The organism is Shewanella intestini, from assembly GCF_018221465.1.
Lineage (GTDB): Bacteria > Pseudomonadota > Gammaproteobacteria > Enterobacterales > Shewanellaceae > Shewanella > Shewanella intestini.
Genome location: NZ_JAAIKR010000064.1, coordinates 1 through 628 on the forward strand (window position 1 = coordinate 1; position 628 = coordinate 628).

Here is a 628-nt window from a genome sequence, read left to right on the forward strand (position 1 = left end):
TAACGCCCTGTTAATGGCAAAATATAGTTGGCTAGAATAAGCGACGAAGGAGCAAAGCCAACTGTATTTTGACCTTATTTAACAGCTTGTTATATTTTTTACCCGTTAACTTCAAGAGTAAATTTACCATAAACATACTGCAGCCCTTCAGGGTTAGGTAATTGATACCCAACCGAAAATTTGCTTACACAAGCTTTTTGAGAGCGACCTTTCTTCTCGTATATTGCATTTATAATTTTTCCTGATGGATCAAGCTGATATATTACTCTCCCATCCAAAAAATACTTTCCAAGATCGCTTAGCTTCATGTTTTTATTAGCATTCATCTTTTTCATAGTACATTCTTCTACAAGAAAGCCTGCTAAGTCCTCAAGTTCTTTTTGATATTTATCAGTATACGCTTCAACCTTGGCAGTATTATTTTCTATATATTCAGATTCAACAGTTGAGGCACAACCAGTTAAAAGGCTAGCAATTATGAGTATTTTTAGTGAGTGGTGCATAAGTTCCCTTTAAAATATAACAGCTTATTTAACGGCGCGCCCGATAAAGCCGACCGTTTAAGTTATTGATTTATATCATCGTACATTTTCTATCTCTTTGATGTAAAGCAATAAAATACTCTCAA

General features: G+C 34.4%; 1 protein-coding gene. It reads right to left on the minus strand.

Annotated elements, in window-relative coordinates; all coding sequences use genetic code 11:
• Positions 1-98: 98 nt before the first annotated feature.
• A complete protein-coding gene (locus G3R48_RS17170; protein WP_212593433.1) occupies positions 99-503 on the minus strand; it encodes a hypothetical protein in 405 nt (134 codons plus the stop codon).
• Positions 504-628 lie beyond the last annotated feature (125 nt).

What these genes read in the sequence shown, in the direction of transcription:
- G3R48_RS17170 (WP_212593433.1), bottom strand. Translation starts at nt 503, where the DNA reads ATGCACCACTCACTAAAAATACTCATAATTGCTAGCCTTTTAACTGGT.